At 49.1% G+C, this 13,812-nt stretch carries 14 protein-coding genes and 1 tRNA gene; 6 read left to right on the forward strand and 9 right to left on the reverse strand.

Annotation, left to right across the window (positions count from 1 at the left end):
• Positions 1-51: 51 nt before the first annotated feature.
• Both O6R05_RS06175 and O6R05_RS06180 read right to left on the reverse strand, forming a co-directional pair.
• Entirely contained in the window at positions 52-1,704 is a 1,653-nt protein-coding gene (locus O6R05_RS06175) for a DAK2 domain-containing protein (RefSeq protein ID WP_271191113.1), read from the reverse strand.
• A gap of 14 nt (positions 1,705-1,718) precedes the next feature.
• A complete protein-coding gene (locus O6R05_RS06180; RefSeq protein ID WP_271191114.1) occupies positions 1,719-2,072 on the reverse strand; it encodes an Asp23/Gls24 family envelope stress response protein in 354 nt (117 codons plus the stop codon).
• Between the two features lie 221 nt (positions 2,073-2,293).
• On the opposite strand from O6R05_RS06180, the gene rpmB reads away from it, so the two are divergent.
• Both rpmB and O6R05_RS06190 read left to right on the forward strand, forming a co-directional pair.
• Positions 2,294-2,488, forward strand: coding sequence for a 50S ribosomal protein L28 (gene rpmB / locus O6R05_RS06185; RefSeq protein ID WP_271191115.1), 195 nt, complete (start codon positions 2,294-2,296; stop codon positions 2,486-2,488).
• A 21-nt stretch (positions 2,489-2,509) separates the two neighbouring features.
• Positions 2,510-2,585 (forward strand) — tRNA-Phe (locus O6R05_RS06190).
• 76 nt (positions 2,586-2,661) lie between these two features.
• Here O6R05_RS06190 and O6R05_RS06195 read toward each other — a convergent pair.
• Positions 2,662-3,276, reverse strand: a complete 615-nt coding sequence (locus O6R05_RS06195; protein ID WP_271191116.1) for an HAD family hydrolase — start codon at positions 3,274-3,276, stop codon at positions 2,662-2,664.
• 56 nt (positions 3,277-3,332) lie between these two features.
• Here O6R05_RS06195 and O6R05_RS06200 point away from each other — a divergent pair, with 56 nt between their 5' ends.
• The gene (locus O6R05_RS06200; RefSeq protein WP_271191117.1) at positions 3,333-4,385 is read left to right on the forward strand and encodes a DNA polymerase IV; all 1,053 of its coding nucleotides are present in this window, start codon (positions 3,333-3,335) and stop codon (positions 4,383-4,385) included.
• Here the strand turns inward: O6R05_RS06200 and O6R05_RS06205 are convergent.
• The 5 genes from O6R05_RS06205 to O6R05_RS06225 all read right to left on the reverse strand — a co-directional run bounded on the left by O6R05_RS06205 (position 4,377) and on the right by O6R05_RS06225 (position 8,097).
• Complete coding sequence (locus tag O6R05_RS06205) at positions 4,377-5,078, reverse strand: LrgB family protein (protein WP_271191118.1); 702 nt, start codon at positions 5,076-5,078, stop codon at positions 4,377-4,379. The genes O6R05_RS06200 and O6R05_RS06205 overlap by 9 nt on opposite strands.
• Positions 5,075-5,416, reverse strand: coding sequence for a CidA/LrgA family protein (locus tag O6R05_RS06210; protein WP_271191119.1), 342 nt, complete (start codon positions 5,414-5,416; stop codon positions 5,075-5,077). The genes O6R05_RS06205 and O6R05_RS06210 overlap by 4 nt, the downstream gene beginning before the upstream one ends.
• Positions 5,417-5,499: 83 nt before the next feature.
• Complete coding sequence (locus tag O6R05_RS06215; RefSeq protein ID WP_271191120.1) at positions 5,500-6,144, reverse strand: C39 family peptidase; 645 nt, start codon at positions 6,142-6,144, stop codon at positions 5,500-5,502.
• A 4-nt stretch (positions 6,145-6,148) separates the two neighbouring features.
• Positions 6,149-6,871: a TIGR03915 family putative DNA repair protein gene (locus O6R05_RS06220; RefSeq protein WP_271191121.1), complete on the reverse strand. Its 723-nt coding sequence runs from the start codon at positions 6,869-6,871 to the stop codon at positions 6,149-6,151.
• Positions 6,868-8,097: a putative DNA modification/repair radical SAM protein gene (locus tag O6R05_RS06225; RefSeq protein ID WP_271191122.1), complete on the reverse strand. Its 1,230-nt coding sequence runs from the start codon at positions 8,095-8,097 to the stop codon at positions 6,868-6,870. Before O6R05_RS06225 ends, O6R05_RS06220 begins: the two co-directional genes overlap by 4 nt.
• A 117-nt stretch (positions 8,098-8,214) precedes the next feature.
• Here O6R05_RS06225 and O6R05_RS06230 point away from each other — a divergent pair, with 117 nt between their 5' ends.
• A complete protein-coding gene (locus O6R05_RS06230) occupies positions 8,215-9,387 on the forward strand; it encodes a CaiB/BaiF CoA transferase family protein (RefSeq protein ID WP_271191123.1) in 1,173 nt (390 codons plus the stop codon).
• Positions 9,388-9,473: 86 nt separating this feature from the next.
• On the opposite strand, the gene O6R05_RS06235 is transcribed toward O6R05_RS06230, so the two are convergent.
• Positions 9,474-11,438, reverse strand: coding sequence for an S-layer homology domain-containing protein (locus tag O6R05_RS06235; protein WP_271191124.1), 1,965 nt, complete (start codon positions 11,436-11,438; stop codon positions 9,474-9,476).
• Positions 11,439-11,582: 144 nt separating this feature from the next.
• Here O6R05_RS06235 and O6R05_RS06240 point away from each other — a divergent pair, with 144 nt between their 5' ends.
• Positions 11,583-13,118, forward strand: coding sequence for a precorrin-2 dehydrogenase/sirohydrochlorin ferrochelatase family protein (locus O6R05_RS06240; protein WP_271191125.1), 1,536 nt, complete (start codon positions 11,583-11,585; stop codon positions 13,116-13,118).
• A gap of 242 nt (positions 13,119-13,360) precedes the next feature.
• The gene (locus O6R05_RS06245) at positions 13,361-13,699 is read left to right on the forward strand and encodes a hypothetical protein (protein ID WP_271191126.1); all 339 of its coding nucleotides are present in this window, start codon (positions 13,361-13,363) and stop codon (positions 13,697-13,699) included.
• The last annotated feature ends 113 nt before the right edge of the window (positions 13,700-13,812 follow it).

Consider the following 13,812-nt stretch of genomic DNA (forward strand, 5'->3'; position numbering starts at 1 on the left):
CCTTTCCTTCATTCTAAAAAAGTAGAGAGCTTCCTCTCTACTTTAGCCTCTTTATTCAACAGCAATAAGATAGTAATAAATTGGTTGCTTACCTTGAATCAGTTCCACATCCAGCTCGTCGAATTCCTCGGCGACAGCGTCTCGAAGAGCTTCACTGTCCTCCTCAGTCACATCGTCGCCCGCAAAAAGCGTGATGATGGAGTGTTCCTCCGTGACAAGATCACGAATCAAATCTCGTGTCACGGTATCAATATCCTTGCCGCTCGCTACAATTTCCTTCCCGCTTAAACCGATAATGTCATCTTTTTCGATAACCTTGCCGTTCATCGTCGTATCCCGCACCGCATAAGTCACTTGGGCGGAAACCACATCCGCCATCTGAGAGGTCATGGTTTGTCGATTCGTCTCAATATCAGCGCCATCATCAAACCCTAAAATAGCGCTGATACCTTGCGGCACCGTCTTAGACGGGATGACGATGACATCTTTAGCACTGATCTTCGCCGCCTGTTCCGCCGCCAAAATGATGTTGGAGTTGTTCGGCAACAAAATAACCTGATGCGCTCTGACACTGTCTATAGCCTTGAGGAAATCTTCAGTGGACGGATTCATGGTCTGTCCGCCTTCAACTACCCGCTCGACGCCGATGGACTGAAACATGTCCGTAATGCCGCTGCCCATGGATACTGCAATTAGGGCATAGTTCTCATGGGGGCTGGTCGGCAAATGGGTCTCTTCTTCTCTCGCCGCTTCCACCTGCTCATCAGAAAACAACGTCTCAGCATGCTGAAAACGCATATTATCAATCTTAATGTCTTGAAGCGGTCCGAGTTCCAAGGCGTGCTGCAGTGCAACGCCGGGTTCGTTGGTATGCACATGAACTTTGATGAGCTCCGTGCCGCCACCGCCTACGACCAGAAGGCAGTCCCCCAAAGGTGAGAGTTTCTTTTTAAAAGCTTCCAAATCATCGTAGTCCGTGTGAATGATGAACTCCGTGCAGTAGCCGTACTTGATGTCCTCATTGGCTTCGCTGAAAGAGACCTCTTTTTGAGCTTTCTTCTTTAAAATCTCATCGTCTTCTGAGGTGATGACTTCCCCTTTCAGGGCACGCAGCGCACCTTCAATGAGGATACACAGACCCTTGCCCCCTGCATCGACCACTCCGGCTTCTTTGAGCACCTTAAGCTTTTCCGGAGTCTTCGCGAGGGAGGCGTTCGCCGCCGCTAAAATCGCTTCAAGAAAGACTACTATATCCGTGTACTGCTTGTGATTTTTGACAGCGAAGTCGCTGAGCTCCCGCCCTACGGTGAGGATCGTGCCTTCCGTGGGTTTCATCACCGCATTGTATGTGGTCTCACTGGCTTTTCTTAAAGCAAAGGCCAGGCCTGCCACAGAGAGGTCGCTTTGGCCTTCACAGCCTTCAGAGAACCCTCGCAAAAATTGAGACAGTATGACGCCGCTGTTGCCTCGAGCTCCCATCAGAGAGCCTTTTGCACAGGCTTTGGACAACGACTCCGCCGTACGTTCGCCGACTGCTTCCACTTGTTTTAGGGCCGATTTCGAAGTGAGCGACATATTGGTTCCGGTGTCGCCATCCGGTACGGGAAAGACATTCAGTGCATTGACTTCATCCTTGTGCAGCACCAAATAATTTACAGCACCATGAATGGCTTCATAGAACAAGTTCGGGTTTATTTTTTCCATAGTACGCTCCTACTTTACTCCGTTCGAATACCCTCAACTAAAACTTCAATAAAATCTACCGTCAGTCCTGTTAAGTTTTCTACATTAAATTTCACGCGATCCATTATATTATTTCCCACTGTGGAAATACGCACACCATATTCCAGCACCACATGGAGTGAAATGGTGAGTCGTCCTTCTTCAGTGTTGACTTTTATACCTTTAGACAGATTGTCAAAACGCAATATCTCTAAGAGTCCGTCAGCGGCGTTGGTGGATGCCATTCCCACAATGCCGTAGGATTCCATGGCGGAGATCCCGGCGATATTGGCGATGACACTGTTCTCAACGATGACGTTGCCCAGTTCATTGGTTATACTTTGTGCCACATTGCACCTCCTAAAGTCATTTACATATAGATTTATTATACCACAGCCTTGGCTTTGTAAGAAGTGTACCCACAAAAACCTCCCCTATCTCACTTGAAATCAGACTCTGCCGGGAGTCTGACAAACAATTTGTAAATTTGTAAAATAACATTTGCATTTTACGCCTTGGGTATGGTAGAATAAACGAGTTATATGAACAGGATATCGAAGGAGGTGGCACTATGTCAAAGAAATGTGAATACTGTGGTAAAACGAAGACTTTTGGAAATACTATTTCTTTCTCTCACAAACGTGGAAATAGAAGTTTCTCACCTAACCTTCGTCGTGTTAAGGTTAACAAAGATGGCGTTGTCAAACGCGCTTATGTCTGCACAAGATGCCTTAGAACTGAAGGTCTCGTAGAAAGAGCTCAATAATAGGGACGTATTGTCCCACTTGCCCAGATAGCTCAGTCGGTAGAGCAGAGGACTGAAAATCCTCGTGTCACTGGTTCGATTCCGGTTCTGGGCACCACATGAGAACACCGTAGGGTGTTCTTTTTTTTTTGCATTTTAAAACCTCTTCACACCGTCGTGTCAAGAGGTTGCTTTCAGCGCCAGGTAAGATGATCATAACCCGGCTTTTGAACTTTGGAATTGATAAGGTAGCGATTCGCCACCAGCTCCAACATCGGGCGGTCGGCCTTATACGAATCGGAAAAGGCCATCGACCTATCGTAGTCGATCGTCAGGCCTTTGGATTTTAAATGTGCCTGAATTCGCCGCACTTTTTCATAACCTTTGTTGTTCGTCCCTTCAATGCGATAGTAACTGTCGAGGTCAGTGCCGATAATCACGTCGAAGTCCAGATACTTGGCGAAATATTTTAAATAATTAATTGGCGATGCGGAGACCAACATTTTATACTCCACATCCAAAGCCTTTAACGCCGCCACGCCGTCGTGAAGCATATGATTCCCATAGACGTAGTCCGCAAAGGCCTCCAGTTCCCCTTCCGAGAAGTGACGCAGAATTTGCACCATGTCCCCTTTAAAGGCATTGAAGTCGCCCTTGTGAATATACGAGAGGCCACCGCGTGCCACACCGCCCACACAGGACAGTACGTCACGCCGCCGCTTCGTGCGAAAGAAATAGCGCCAGAGGATGGCCATGGTGTCTTCCGTAGTCAATGTTTTATCAAAGTCAAATAATGCCAGTCGTGTCATGGTGTCTCCTTTTCTTTCGTGTTGAGAAGTCAAACCGCTTCTGATACAATACTGTCATGAACATACATTCGGATTCTGATACGTTACCTATTATTCATATGGATATCGACGCCTTTTTTGCCGCCGTTGAAGAGTTGGATGACCCCACCCTCAAAGGCAAGGCGGTAGTTGTCGCAGGACGCTCCGAGCGAGGTATCATCACCACGGCAAACTATGAGGCGCGCAAGTTCGGACTTCATTCCGCCATGCCCCTTTTTATGGCACGAAACCTCTGCCCCGACCTCACCGTAGTCCCCGGCCATCGAAGCCGCTACCTGGAAAAATCCAAGGAAGTTTTCCAAGTTCTTCGCCGCTTTTCTCCCACCGTTGAAAAAGTCTCCATTGACGAGTGCTATCTTTTGGTCCGTGACGGTGAAGCAGTTGCGCCGGCCATTCAAAGGGCCGTATATGATGCTACGGGACTCAGTGTGAGCTGCGGTGTAAGCTACAACAAATTTCTCGCAAAGCTCGCCAGTGATTGGAACAAACCCCATGGTCTCAAAGTGATCACTCCGGCGGACGTGCCGGATATCTTGCGGCCGTTGGACATTAAAAAGGTCCACGGTCTCGGCGGCAAGTCCCAAGATCGTCTGCGGGAACTTGGGATCAACACCATTGATGAGCTCCTGACTTTGGATTTGCCCTTTTTAGAGCACCTCTTCGGTAAAATGGGCCGGGACATTTACCATCGTATTCGCGGCGTCGATCCTCGGCCGGTGACTCCGGTTCGCGCTATGAAGTCCACAGGTGTGGAGCGCACATTCATGCCCACACGTGACCGAGCTTTTCTTAGACAACAGCTGATACGCTATGCCGAAGAACTGGACATGGATCTCAACGGCAAACATCTCGTCCCTCAGACTTTAACTCTGAAGCTCAAAGACCACACCTTTAAAACGATAACACGCTCAAAGACCTACTTAAGTCCCATCTATACCGTTTCGGACCTTGTTGAGAAGAGCTTGGCACTCTTTGACGAACACTACCACGGGGAGAAACTTCGCCTCATCGGTATTACTGCAAGCAACTTCACCGAGCCGGACCATGTGCAGCTGAACTTTTTATCCTAACCAGTGCACTACGATCATGACGAGGGGCATCACCACCACCGTCACCAATCCTGCAATGGCGATGGACAGTCCGCTCATTGCACCTTCCACTTCACCCATCTCCTGAGCTTTTGACGTGCCCACGGCGTGAGACGCTGTGCCGATGGCTACGCCTTTGGCTACAGGATGGGTGATTTTTAATGCCTTTAACAGCACCGGACCGAGAACAGCTCCGGTAATCCCTGTCACCATCACAGCAATGACGGCTAGGGTGCCGTTGCCCTGATACTGCTCCGACAACGGCATGGCGATAGCTGTCGTCACGGAATGAGGCAGCACGGACGTGGTAAGAAGCTCACTCAATCCAAAGGCTTTAGCAAGTATCACGGTACTGGCAAGGGCCGTGACGGAGCCCACGACAATGCCTACCAAAATAGGCACGACATCTTTTTTCAGCACAGACAAATTTTTGTACAGTTCCACCATCAGACTCACTGTCGCCGGCGCCACGAGAAAGGAAATATACTTGGCACCGTTGTTATAGGTATCGAAATCCACATCCAACACCACCAAGGCAAGGATAGTAAACGCAATGCCTAAAAGCAGCGGATTGACCAGTGGCGAACGCACACGCTTGGCGATGCCAAGGCCCAGAAGATACGCTCCGCAGGAGAGCAGAATGCCGAAATACACCGTATCAATAAAGGGTCTCATGAGAGCCTCCTTATCACCCTGTCGACCACCAGCGCCGTCACCGACAAGGTGATGACGGTGGAGAGAATGAGGAGCACGACAATGTGTACCACCTTGCCGTCCATGGTGTGATACTCATTCATAATTTCAACTCCCGCCGGCAGAAAATAGAAGGCAAAGTATTTTAAAAGTCCTGACGAAGCCTGCTCCACCTCATCCACAGGCAGAATTTTGAAGTACAGAGCACTGAATAGAAAGAGCATGCCCCACACCACCATGGGAATGGGCGTGCTAAGCACCACATTCACCATATGTCCCATAAACAGACAGACCGTCAGCACAAAAAACTGTTGGATCAACTTAAATCACCTCTTGTCCATTATAGCTTACAATCCGACCCTGAATACAAAAAAGATTCCCGAAATGAGAATCTTTTGTCCATTTATTCAGCTTTGAAGCTCAGCGTGTTGTACGAGCACACCCCTGAAGAGAGTAAACTGTGGTCAAAGGCATTGTAGTCAATATAGGCCGGCATGCGGCGCCAGCCGTCATAGATCTCAATCACCTTTATCGTCAAGCCGCGCCAACGATACATCCGGTATCCGCTCACAGTGACCGTGTGATTGCGATACTTGCCGAAGGCGATGGACATGATCAGCGGTCGGTTGAGATCAATCTCCCTCTTGAGCGGGTTGTAGAAGTTGCCGAAATAGTGGCCTTGAGACCTCACCGCCACACGATAGTGCCCGTAGTAGTCTCGAAGGATATTGTCAATTTTCGTGGGCATGGTGCCATAGTCTTCACTAAACCCATAGCTCCTCGCAATGGCATAGATCTGAGCATACACCGCATCGTCGTCATGGGCATCCTCCTTGTCGTGATAATTGATCAGACGTGTCATCGCCACCAGTGAGCAGTTATTTTTGCTCCTGACAAAATCTGTCTGTAAAAAATCCTTCAAATCCAGCGACTTGGCCGCCGTCATCACCGCGCCCGGATACGTGGCCTCCATGTAGCGCTCCAAATCCGCTACAGCGTAGTTGTTCAGCTTTGCTTCCAATGCTTTAAACGTGCCAGGTTTTATCATGATATCATCCTTTTTTCTCAGGTAGGTAGCGCCAATAGCGCTTAGGCATATTGGACTGCATCAAGTTGGGGTTGTACCGCGCCGGAATGGCAACCGTATCGTAAAAATTTTTCCAAAGCTTTTGAAAAGCCTGTTCACTCGCACCGATCTCAACGGCAAGCTCCGCCACATGAAGAATCTCACACCGTCCTTCGGCATAACACGCCGCCTTGCTACGCCGAACATCGTGAATGAGAAACGACTCGTTAGGCATACGCCGTATAAAGTGAGGTGTTACATAAACGAGCAGGTCATTCTCCGGCTCAAAAGGCGCATAAAGTACGCCGTCCTGTATGACCATGAAGCGCAGAAGTCCCTTATAGCTGTGGGCTTCAGCTGTATAGTTCTTTACTATCTCCCGGTACCGTATCGCCCCGTGCTCGGCGGACTGAAGATACTGCGGACCGTGGTGGTAGAGACCATAGATGACTTGCCCGATGGTGTCATCCTTGTCCTCAAACTTCGAGAGAAAAATTTTATGCAAGTCGGTGAGAACTGCTTTGCCGAAGCGTCCTTCCACGCCTTGGGCCACTCTTTTGGCCTTGTCAAAATCCGTCGTCACCTTGATGGTCTCAAAGAAATCCAACTGCCCGCCGTCCACGCCGATATGGACGGCGTCTAACACTTTATACCCATCAAAGACCACCGTGAGCAAGCCTTCAAAGGTGCCGTCGTAGAGGTACTTCAAAAAAAGCTCAGCTGTTCCCGGCCCATCGGATCCAGCGCCCCCATAATCGTTTTAAGCTCCGCCTTACTGGTAAAACGGCTTCCTCGATAGACACCGTTCACAGTGATGAAATGCTTGGCCCGCTTCGTGGAAATTTTAAGCGCTTCTAACCCGTCATATGTCAGCGCCGCAAACTTGCGCGCCTGAATAATCCGCCGGGCATACGTCCGGCCGAACCCCGGCACGCGCATGAGCTCCTCATATGTCGCCCGATTCACTTCAATAGGAAAGTTTTCTACATGTTCCACCGCCCAGTTGGCCTTGGGATCCAGCGCCAAATTAAAATTCGGTGTCCTCTCATTTAAAAGCTCCTGCGCGCTGAATCCATAAAATCGCAGCAGCCAGTCACCTTGATAAATCCGGTGTTCTCGAAGAAGAGGGGCTTTGGCAATGCCTGCCGTGTACGGACTCTTCACCACCGGCACAAAAGCGGAGTAGTACACTCTCTTTAGCGCATAGTCTTTATAGAGCGACTCGGCACGGTTTAGAATGTCCCTGTCATCTTCACCGCCGGCGCCGATAATCATCTGTGTCGTCTGACCTGCCGGGACAAACTTCGGCGTATGCTTTAACGTCTTTTTGGCATCAGCTGTAGCCACAAGCGCCCGGCTCACCTGACTCATGGGGCGCAAGATATCCGAGTACTTCTTGTCCGGAGCAAGCAGGGCCAGACTCCGCCGCGTGGGGAGCTCAATATTGACGCTCATGCGATCGATGAGATGTCCGAGACGATAGGTCAGCGCTTCACTGCATCCCGGAATGGCTTTCATGTGAATGTAGCCGTTAAAGCGATACTCTTCTCTTAGCAAGCGTGCCACTTCAATAAGCTGCTCCATGGTGTAGTCGGGATTTCGCAGCACCCCCGAGCTCAAAAAGAGACCCTCAATATAATTGCGCTTATAAAAATTCACCGTAAGCTCCGCCACTTCCCGAGGCGTAAAGGCCGCCCGAGGCGTGTCGTGACTGCGACGGTTGATACAATATTCGCAGTCGTAAATGCAGTGATTGGTATATAAAATTTTTAAAAGGGAAATGCACCGGCCGTCTTCACTCCAACTGTGACAGATACCGCTGATGTGGCCGTTGCCCAGTCCGCCTTTGTTTCGTCTCGAGGAGCCGCTGGAAGAACAGCTCACATCATACTTTGCCGCATCGGTTAAAATTTCCAATTTTTCATTGAGTTCCATAGTGTTCACCTGTGCTTAGCATACCACAAAAAAACCATTTTTGAAACATGCGTTCTTTTTATTTCGGGTATGTATTTTGTAACCACACTTGCTAACGCTACAAAAAAAGGAGGCCCTATGGATCACAGTTTATCCAATTTAAAAATTTTAGACTTTACCACCCTCCTGCCCGGACCCTTCGCCACAGTCATGTTGGCGGACATGGGTGCCGAGGTGGTGCGGATCAGCTCCAAATCCCGGTACGATTTGGTCTTTGAATCCGGCGAGGCTCTGGACGATACCTTGACCGCTCCCGGCGCATGGCTGGGCCGGAACAAAAAAGCGCTGTCGCTGAATTTAAAAACGCCGGAAGCCGTGGCGATTGTCAAACGACTGATACAAGACTATGACATTCTCATCGAACAATTTCGACCCGGCGTCATGGAGCGGCTGGGCCTTGGCTATGAGACGTTAAAAGCGCTAAACCCTCGTCTTATCTACGTCTCCATCACCGCCTACGGACAGACCGGCCCCCTTAAGAACCGTGCAGCCCACGATATCAACTTCCTCGCTCGAAGCGGCATCATGCACGCCAGCGGACGAACAGCCTCAGGTCCGTCCCTGATGAACACTCAAGTGGGTGATCTCGCCGGCGGCGCCCTCCACGGTATCATCGGACTTCTTAGCGCCGTCAACGAACGCCATGTCAGCGGTCTGGGTCAACACGTGGACGTGGCCATGATCGATGCGCTGCTGCCTTTAAATACGTTGAGTGCTGTCAACTACCTTGCCGGCGGCGACGAGCCTCGGCGAGAAGGCGAACCCTTTAACGGTTCCAACCTTTATGACTTCTACGAGACGGCAGACGGCGAGTACCTCAGTGTCGCCCCTCTTGAACCGAAGTTTTTCAATCGCTTTTGCGAGCTTGTGCCTGTAGCCGGTTTAAAAGAAGCCGGTCCGTACACACGAGATCCCGAGCTGAAAGCATCCCTTCGCCGTCACTTTAAGGGCGAACCGCTCAGCTACTGGACAGCGCTCTTTAAGGATGAAGACTGCTGTGTCGAACCGGTGCTGACTTTGGAGGAAGCGCTCTTCAATCCTCAAACCGAGGCAAGAGACATGGTGACATCGTTGGACTACAACGGACGCACGATCAGACAAGTCGCCTGTCCGATTCACTTCTCACGCACTGACAACCGGTATGATCACATCGGCGAACCTGCCGGCAAAGACACCTACGACCTCTTAAGCGCCCTGGGATACAGTGCGACGACACTTCAAGCCTGGGACGACCAAGGTGTGTTTGACTAACGACGCCATATCAAACATCCCCGAGCCACGTTTCTATTAAAAAAACCGACCCAATGGGTCGGTTTTTTGATACCGTTCGTCGCCGATTAATAGGAATACCATCCGTTCGGTTGATACGAGTTGGTACGGGTCACGTTCATAACTTGAGTGACTCTACCTTGATAATCCAGCACGCCGGTGATTTCCAACACTTCACCTTGTCTAAAGGTGGTGTAGAGATCGCCTTGAAGATCAAACTGAGAGTAAGCGTTCAAGCGCGGGTTGTTGGAGCTTAAAATTTGCATGCTGTAGATATAGCCGGTAGCATTCGGTGTAGTTCCAGGGAAGGATATTTCACCATTATTGGTCCGAACGTTGAGCACTTTAGCTCGCACGATAAACTGATCGCTGCCGTTGGATTCCCGAATGACTGTAGCATAGTTGCCATTGCGTTCGACAACGACATAGCGATGCAACAGATTTTGCGGATTGTACTGATTGTTTAACAAGCCGCCCATTTCAAAACGGGTGGTGCTGTCCACATAGAAGCGTGTATCCATGCCGTTGCTGCGCACCGTCACTTCATAACTGTTCATGTAGCCGTTCCGTTGTACGTTGACGACTTGTCCGGCCAATGTGGCGCCTTGGAAGTTGTCCACCGTCCCGGTGATGAGTTTATAGTTGGTGCTGAAGCTGACCTTTTGACCCACTCTCACGCCGTTAAATTGAGACGTATTGCCATAGAACGGATTATAGTTATTGTACGTGTTGCCATAGAAAGTATAGTTCTTACCGTCTTGCAGCTTTAAGACAATGGTTTCCCGACCGTTGGTGTCCGCTTGTGAGATACTGACCACTTCGCCGTTAACACGACCGTTTCGCGGGAAAACTACCGCCGTTTTGACGGCGCCCTTAGCATCGGCACTGAAGAGAATCATATCGTCCAGGTTCAATTGAGACGGTTGCGTCTCTACGCCGAGAACGTAGAGTTTTGCCCCTGATGCCATTTTAAAGTTACTGCTCATGGTTGTTGCGATCGTCGTGGCCCCGGTGAGATCCATGGTCGTCGTGGCTTTAGTGTACTTGGCACTGAAACCGTCAGTCGTCCGGGAGGTGATATATCCGGCATAGTCTTGCGCGGAATTGACCACGTCCAGAGTGGTGATGACATTGCTGCGGGATGAGTTGGTGCTTGTCACATAGGTGATCTTCACGTCCTGATCCGCTTTAATATCACTAAAGGCAATCGTCTTGCCATTTTCTTTGTAGACGGTTTTGCTGTCCACTTTCAGTTGCAGCTGTGTCTTGTCTTTCTTCTCAATGATAATGCTGTTGATACCGTTGGCTTTCGTAGCGAGAACGACTGTCCCTTCCACTGTCGCCGTTTGACCTTCATCAGCTAAATAGTCATAGGACAGTTTGGTGATCTTAGCCATTTCACTGCGGCGAATATAACGCGTACCTTCAAACTTGCCGTCGGATCCTGTCGATGCAAAGATGCCTGCTTTGACTAAGCTGGCCAGATAGCCTCGCGTCCCGGCAGGAATGCGGTCTTTGTCATCGTGACGAAGGAGCGACTGATCGCCGTTGGCATCCAGACCCAGTCCCCGTCCGAAATAGACGGCAATCGAGTTGCGATCCGGATGAATTTTGCCTTCGCTTTCCACAAAGAATTTTTTGTCTGCCATTTCAGACAGTTCACCGGTGGTGACCACGCCTTTGGAGAGTGCATAAGCCACAGCATCTTCTGCCCATGACGCAATGCCTGCTGCACGGATGTTGCTGCTGTACTTACTGCGAGCCTCGGACAATTCCGACGCAGACGGATTGTTGAGTTCTTTAATGAGCTCCAACGTTTCTTCCACGCTCACAGAATTATCCGGTCTGAACGTATCATCGCCGTAACCTTTGATGATCCCTTGGTCACTAAGTGTGTCTATATATGAGTATGCCCAGCTGTAAGGACCATCCTTTGTTACGTCTTTAAAGGTTTTTGCTTGAAGTGCACTTGGCATCAGCACAACGGCTGTCAATGCCACTGCCAAAGTTTTTTTCATGTGAATGGATTGCATAGTAACCTCCTTTTTATGCTTCTATTATAGCATATCCGCTTTTTTGAAATGTTACAGTATTATTAAGAAGTGGTTCCAAAGTGACAGCAGTCTGTAAATAGGGTAAACTATAACTAATTATGAAATCTTTTTTGAGGTGACAACATGAGATACTTACCTATCAGTTTGGATACGAAAGAGCGCAACGCGCTGGTCCTTGGCGGAGGCCTTTTGGCATTCGGCCGCATCAAAGATCTGTTGGCGACGGATTACCAAGTCTACGCCATTAACGAGTCTTTTGTCGAAGATATTAAAAAATTGGACGACAACCCTCAGCTCCATTTAAAAGAGCTCGTCCTCGACGACAGCTTTGAATTCTTCGGCTATGACTTTTTAGTCATTGCCACGTCCAATTTTGAATTGAACAATACGTTAGAGGACAAAGCCATGAAGAAAAACCTCCTCTACGAGCGTTGTGATGTGACCCACGACTCTACCGCACGGATGAACACAGTCGTTAAAAATGACGTCCTCTCCGTGGCCCTTTTGGATAACACCACCAACCCTGTCATCACAAAGATTATTGAAAAAGATGTCAAAGAACTTCTGGACAGTTACGATGCTGAAAAAATTACCATTCTCAATGCCATCCGCGGTGAGCTGCTGCGCAAGAATGCGCCGAACATCGACGCCACTATTGAGAAGCTCTACTATGAAGAAAAGATTACGGCGAAGGACTTCTATCACGAGCTGACCGAGGACGCCGTCTCCACATCTGAGACAGAAACGCCAAAGGTCGACGTCGAACCGGTGCCCGACGACGTGGCTGAAGCCATGAAGGAAGACATTATCAACACTTCCGGTGCCCTCTATAAAGAGAAAGAAGCCTTGGAACACGACGCCGAGCATGACGAAGCGTCTCAGACCGCGACGCCTGAGCTTCATGAGCCGCCAGCCTATCAAACCACCCTCCGCTCACAACCGGAAGATGTAGCGTCAACGGAGATTCCCATCACCGATTACAAGATGCCACAAGCCACGACGACCTTTGACGACACCGCCTATACGGTAACGACACAAACCGGTGATGCCCCGCTCTTTGTGGGTGCTGAACCTCTTGAGCTTTCTGAGGACACCGATGCAGCATTTGAAGCCCGCCGCCGTGAACGTCTGGCCCGCCGGGAAAAGAAACATCGTCGCCACACTGCAACCGTTACACCACCAAGCACACCCCACGACCCGTCAGCTAAGAAAGACAAAAGCCTTGGCACCAGTTTAAAAGAACTCTTCGGATTTGGCGATGACGACGAAACCGACACACCGACTCACCTCGACAAGCCAGTACCGCCAACCTCCCAACCGAACCCCGCAGATGAACCTGTCATGCCGTCAAGCTCTGTACACCGTGACAGTCTTCTTGACGCTGAGCCTACGCCAACGGAGCAGCCTCTGGAAGTGGATACCTTCGGTATCAAGCCGCCACATCCGGCCTCTCGCCGTACCATGTCCGATTTTATCTCCGAAGGCGAAGCGTCGAAACACCACCAAGACGCTCACGTCGAAAATCCAACGCCGTCCTTTAGAGAGCGGTTCACCACAGAAAGTATGGAACACACTTTTGATGATGCCAAATCCAAATTCAAAGGCTCTTGGGCCAAGTTCCGAAAATCCATCGGTATCGGCGATGACAACGATAAATAAAACACTAAAAAAGAGATAGGTCATGCTATCTCTTTTTTAGTAGACTTAAATTTACACGCTACGTGCAACCTTAAAACAAAACCTTAACCTACTACAGAAATTATGCTAAGCAAAAAATCTCTGGTTAGGCCGAGGTTTGCGTTTAGCCTTAGTATTAAAACCAATGGTAAAGTTTACGATCCATTTCAAAAACAGCGGAATGTGTTATTCTGTTTAAATATCTTCCAGATAAAATCCCGGAGATGATTACACAACTTAATATAACAGATGTAGACCTTTATAATCTGAGTATTATCGGGGAGAATGTTTACATTACGAGCGAGGACGATGAGTTTCTCTGCTACTATCCAGAAAATTTTAGATTTTCCAAGAACCCCAATAAAAGTGTAACTATGATAGCGGACGGAAAATTATATCTGTCTGACTGGGTAGAAGAAGGCTGGGACAATGGAAACGACTGTGCAACCGAAGAATATAAATATTATGAAAAAGTGATTGTGAGAGATTTTAATGGAACTGTTTTATCAGAGACGCTCGGTTGCTTGCAACAGCGCCCAGATGGAACATGGTGGATAGCCTAGAATTAATAAATATCCATAAGAAAAATTATGCGCATCATAATCACTGACAGTTGCCTATGTGAAGCAGTATACTTTGGTTAGTCGAAGCTAATCGAAGGGAGAAGAACTTTAAT

It is taken from the genome of Peptoniphilus equinus, assembly GCF_027921445.1.
Taxonomy (GTDB): domain Bacteria; phylum Bacillota; class Clostridia; order Tissierellales; family Peptoniphilaceae; genus Peptoniphilus; species Peptoniphilus equinus.